Annotated in this window: 2 protein-coding genes and 3 pseudogenes; all 5 read right to left on the reverse strand. The window is 68.5% G+C overall.

Annotation, left to right across the window (positions count from 1 at the left end; genetic code table 11):
- Positions 1–183, reverse strand: a pseudogene (locus AD428_RS23110) (hypothetical protein); the annotation flags it as partial.
- Positions 184–379: 196 nt separating this feature from the next.
- Positions 380–1,274 (reverse strand): annotated as a pseudogene (locus AD428_RS23115) (ABC transporter permease); the annotation flags it as partial.
- Positions 1,271–2,239 (reverse strand): ABC transporter permease, encoded by a 969-nt coding sequence (locus tag AD428_RS23120; protein WP_053246715.1) that lies wholly within the window; start codon positions 2,237–2,239, stop codon positions 1,271–1,273. The pseudogene AD428_RS23115 and the gene AD428_RS23120, both read right to left, overlap by 4 nt.
- A gap of 12 nt (positions 2,240–2,251) precedes the next feature.
- Positions 2,252–3,791, reverse strand: a pseudogene (locus AD428_RS23125) (ABC transporter substrate-binding protein).
- A gap of 64 nt (positions 3,792–3,855) precedes the next feature.
- Positions 3,856–4,557 carry a bifunctional enoyl-CoA hydratase/phosphate acetyltransferase gene (locus AD428_RS23130; RefSeq protein WP_369798822.1) on the reverse strand — a complete coding sequence of 234 codons (702 nt, stop codon included), beginning with the start codon at positions 4,555–4,557 and terminating at the stop codon, positions 3,856–3,858.
- Positions 4,558–4,668 lie beyond the last annotated feature (111 nt).

The raw sequence follows: 4,668 nt of genomic DNA on the forward strand, positions 1-4,668 counted from the left end.
GCTCTTGCCACAGCCCGATTCGCCCACCAGGCACAGCGTTTCGCCGGCCCGCAGCGCGAAGCTCACGCAGCTCAGCACCTCGGCGCTGCGGCCGCGGGCGCGGAACTCCAGCGACAGGTCTTCCACCTGCAGCACCGTGGCGGGCGCGCCCGCCGATGCCGGCGCATCGCCCGCAATATCCATCGCGGCCTCGCGCGCCGCCGTCATGCCCGCCCCCGCGAGTTGGGATTGAGGGCGTCGTTCAGACCGTCGCCGATCAGGCTGCGCGGAACTCCAGCGACAGGTCTTCCACCTGCAGCACCGTGGCGGGCGCGCCCGCCGATGCCGGCCGCATCGCCCGCAATATCCATCGCGCCTCGCGCGCCGCCGTCATGCCCGCCCGCCCCCGCGAGTTGGGATTGAGGGCGTCGTTCAGACCGTCGCCGATCAGGCTGACCGCCAGCACCGTGAGGAAGATGGCGGCGCCGGGCAAGGTCACGGCCCACCAGGCCGTGAGAATGTAGGGCCGGTTGCTGCCTATCATCAGGCCCCAGCTCATGATGTTGGGGTCGCCCAGGCCCAGGAAGGACAGGCCCGCCTCGAAGAGCACGGCCGTGCCCACGGCCAGCGTGGCCGACACGATGAGCGGGGCCAGCGCGTTGGGCAGGATCACGCGCCAGATGATGCGCGCGTCGCGGGCCCCGATGACTCTCTCGGCAAGCACGTATTCGCGCCGCTTGAGCCGCAGGAACTCGCCGCGCGCCAGGCGGGCGGTGCCCGTCCAGCTCACCACGCCGATGGCTACGGCGATGGTCGCCAGCGAGGGCGAGAACAGCGTCACCAGCACCATGGCGAAGAGCAGCGTGGGCAACACCTGGAAGAACTCCGTCACGCGCATCAGCGCCTCGTCGATCCAGCCGCCGTAGTAGCCGGCGAGCGCGCCCACGGTCACGCCGATCAGCACCGACAGCACGGCCGCCACCACGCCACCAGCAGCGTGGGCGCGTCCCCCGTGCACGATGCCCACGAGCACCTCGCCGGCCCAGGTAGTCGGTGCCCAGCGGCAGGTCGGCGCCCGGCGGGTCCATGGGAGCCCCGGCGATTTCGAACGGGTCGGCGGGCATGAGCACCGGCCCGACCAGCGTGACCGCGAGGATGGCCAGCAGCAGCATCACGCCGAACACGGCCGAGGGGTTGCGGAAGAATACGCGCAGGGATTCCCAGGACTGCGGAGCCGGCGCGCGGCTCGCGGCGGCGGGAACCCGGTCGAGGGGTGCGACGGGAGTCTGGCTCATGAGGTCTTGATCCTGGGGTCTATCAGGCGATAGGCCGCGTCGGTGAGCTGGTTCATCACCACCACCAGCATCGAGGCGAACAGCAGAATGCCGAGCAGCGTGGGATAGTCGCGGCGCAGCACCGAATCGAACGCCAGCCGGCCCAGGCCGGGCCAGTTGAACACCGTCTCCACCAGAATGGCCCCGGCCAGCACATTGCCGAACTGCAGGCCCAGCATGGTGACCACCGGCAGCACGCCGTTGCGCAGGGCGTGCTTGTAGAGCACCGTGTTTTCCGCCAGACCCTTGGCGCGGGCCGTGCGGATGTAATCCGCCGACAACGCCTCCATGACGCTGGCGCGCGCGAGCCGGCTGTACTGCGCCAGGTACACGAAACCCAGCGTGAAGGCGGGCAGCGCCAGATGATGCAGCACGTCGGCCGCGCCCGCCCAGCCTTCGTCCGGCCCGCCGGCGCTGCGCATGTCGGATACCGGAAACACCGGCAGCACCGAGGCGAACAGGATGATGAGAATGATGCCGGTCCAGAACACCGGCGCCGAGTACCCCACGATGGACAACAGCGTGATGCCCTGCGAAAGCGGCCCGTTGGGCTTCCTGGCGGCCAGCGTGCCCAGCAGCGTGCCCGAGATGAAGGCGCCCAGCACGGCCGTCACCACCAGCAGCAGCGTGGCGGGCACGCGGTCCCAGATCAGCTGCGACACCGGCAGGTTGAAATAATAGGAATAGCCAAGGTCGCCATGCAGCACCTGCATCAGGTAGAGCCCGAGCTGCGTCAGGAACGGCTTGTCCAGCCCGTACTGGGCGCGCAACTGCGCCCGCAGCTCCTCGCTGATGCCGCCCATGGATCCGGCGATGGTTTCGACCGGATCGCCCGGCGAGATGTGGATCAGCAGGAAATTCAGCGTGACCACCGCCAGCAGCAGCAACAATGCATACGCCAGACGTCGCCCCAGGTATCGCAGCATGGCGCCCTCCCGCTACTGGATGTAGGTTTCGTCCAGGGGCGAGAGCAGGCCCCAGATGCCGTCGGGCAGCCCGTGCACCTTCCTGGAGTAAAGGGTGTGGTATGGGATCACCGTCAGGAAATCGATCGGCAGGTCTTCCGTGACGATCTTCTGGAATTCCGCGTACAGCGCCTTGCGCCTGGCTTCGTCGGTTTCCACGCCGGCCTGCTCCAGCAGCGCGTCCACCCTGGGGTTGGCGTAAGACTGCGTATTGGTCCAGATGATGTCGCGGATGTTGGTGGACAGGTAGGTGCGGTGCACGCCGATGACCGGATCGCCCCAGTTGAAGACGATGTCGGTGGTCATGTCGAAATCCTTGCCGGCGATGCGCTTGGCCCAGGTCGGAAAATCGGGCGAAGCGCGCACCTGCACCGCCACGCCGATCTTCTTGAGCTGGCTGCGCAGATACTCGGCCACGTTCTTGCCCTGCACGTCGCTGCCCGGCATGTAGTCCACGGTGAGCGACATGCGCTGGCCGTTGCCGTCTTTCTTGAACCCCGCCTCGTCCAGCAGCTGCTCCGCGCGCTTGAGATCGAGCGGATACTTCTTGACGTCCTGCGCGGCGAAGGGGCTGGTGCCGATGATGGGGCCATCGGCCGGCGTGGCGAAGCCGCCGTTGAGCGCCTTGGTAATGAAGCGCTTGTCCACCGCGTAGGCGATGGCCTGGCGCACGCGCACGTCGTCCAGCGGTTTGCGCGCGGTATTGAAGGCCAGCCAGCTCAGCGCGCCGATGCCCTCGTAGCCGCGGCTGGTCATGGCCAGCGCGGCGTTGTCCTTGGCCCGCCGCAGAATGGAGGGCTCGGTCATGTAGGGCAACACCTGGATGTCGCCGCGTTCCAGGCCGATGAGCAGGTTGGTGGCGTCGGGGTTGATCTTCACCACCACGCGGTCCAGATAGGGCCTGCCCTTGAGGAAGAACTTGTCGAAGCGCTCCAGCACCACTTCCTGGCCCGGCTTGAACTCCTTGAGCACATACGGCCCGGAGCCCACCACGTTCGCCGAATTGCGCGGATGCGACTTCAGGTCCTGCCCATCGCCATAAATGTGCTTGGGCAGCACCGGCATCAGCGCCGGCGACATGGCCAGCAGGATCGCGGGGTGAGGCTTGGACATGTGCAGCACGGCCGTATGCGGGTCGGGCGTGTCCACCTTCTCCACCGGCGCCAGCATGCTCTGGAACGGATGATTCTGCTTGACCGCCATGACCGAGAACGCCACGTCTTCGGCGGTGACGGGCTTGCCGTCGTGGAACACCGCGTCCTTGCGCAGATGCAGGGTCAGCGTGCGCGCATCGGGCGACAGCTCCCAGGACTCGGCCAGGTAAGGCTGCGGCTTCCAGTCGGCGTCGAAACGCAGCGGACTGGCGAACAACTGCGTGCTGGGCATGGCGGTGGCGATGCCCGATTGCACGGCCCCGTTGAGATGCCGCGGCACCTGCGTGGAGCCGATCACCAGCGTACCCGCCGGGCTTGGGCGCGTCGGCCGCCAGCGCGCCCTGCGCGCCCGCCGCCATCGCCGCCGCGGCGGCCATCGAAGCCAGGAACCGCCATGCGCCTGCGCATATTCATCCCCTTGAGTTATTGCGCCCGGGCCTTGCGTGGCCGGGCTGTGGCATAAGCGTAGCCATCCGGGCGGGCCGGGCTTAGTACCAGACGGCCACACTTGTTGGTGCCAGCCGCCCGCGCGGCCGCGCTACCCTTCCCAGCGCGCGGGCAGTACAGCACGGCCAGCGCGCAGCTGTCCACCCGCGCCTGCACCGTGTCCGAACGGCTGGTGAGCAGCACCGGCACGCGCGTGCCCAGCACCAGTCCCGCCGCGCCGCGCGCAGCCATCCAGGTCAGTTCCTTGTAGAGCATGTTGCCGGCCTCGATGTCGGGCACGAGCAGGATGTCGGCGTCGCCCGCCACGCAGGAGCGGATGCCCTTCTGCTCGGCGGCCTGGCGCGATATGGCGTTGTCGAAGGCCAGCGGCCCGTCGATGTCGCCGCCGCGTATCTGTCCGCGGTCGGCCATTTTCGAGAGCGCCGCCGCGTCCAGCGTGGCCGGCATGGACGGGTTGACGGATTCGGTGGCGCACAGCACCGCGGCCTTGGGACGCTCCACGCCGAGCGCGCGCGCCAGGTCGATGGCGTTCTGGGCGATGTCGGCCTTTTCCTGCAGGCTGGGTGCGATGTTCACCGCCGCATCGGTCAGCAGGAAAAGCTTGGGATAGGCGTGCGCGGACATCACGAAGGCGTGGCTCACCCGCCTGCCCGTGCGCAGGCCCGCGTCGCGCGCCACCACCGCGCCCCATGTAGCGGTCGGTATGCAGGCTGCCCTTCATGAGCATGGCGACCTCGCCGTCGCGCGCCAGCGCCGCGGCCGCTGCGCCGCCTGCGTCTCGTCGTCCGG

Source organism: Achromobacter sp. DMS1 (assembly GCF_001270295.1).